This window comes from Streptococcus mitis (assembly GCF_946190375.1).
GTDB classification, from domain to species: Bacteria; Bacillota; Bacilli; order Lactobacillales; family Streptococcaceae; genus Streptococcus; species Streptococcus mitis_CJ.
Window position 1 is genome coordinate 1 of record NZ_CAMIAF010000051.1, and the last position, 464, is coordinate 464.

The 464-nt window shown below is 40.7% G+C and carries 1 protein-coding gene; it reads right to left on the reverse strand.

Annotated features, from left to right (window positions below):
* A partial coding sequence (locus N8M09_RS10915; protein ID WP_261065201.1) for a transposase occupies positions 1-464 on the reverse strand: 464 nt, incomplete at both ends.

Here is a 464-nt window from a genome sequence, read left to right on the forward strand (position 1 = left end):
CTGAGTTTACGACTATCTTGTTGAATGAGTTTCCAGTAACGCTTGATAGCCTTGTATTCATGGGATTTTCGCTCAAACTGATTCATAATTTGGACACGCACACGACTCATAGCCCGGCTGAGATGTTGGACAATGTGAAAGCGATCGAGAACGATTTTAGCGTTAGGAAAAAGTTTCCTGGCAATATCGTAGTAGGGGCTAAACATATCCATTGTAATGATTTTCACCTGACAACGGACAGCTCGCTCGTAGCGCAGAAAGTGATTTCGAATGATAGCTTGTGTTCTGCCTTCAAAAACAGTGATGATGTTGAGATTATCAAAATCTTGTGCAATGAAACTCATCTTTCCCTTAGTGAAGGCATACTCGTCCCAGGACATAATCTCAGGAAGACGAGAAAAATCATGCTTAAAGTTGAAATCATTGAGCTTTCGAATGACAGTTGAAGTTGAAATGGAAAGCTG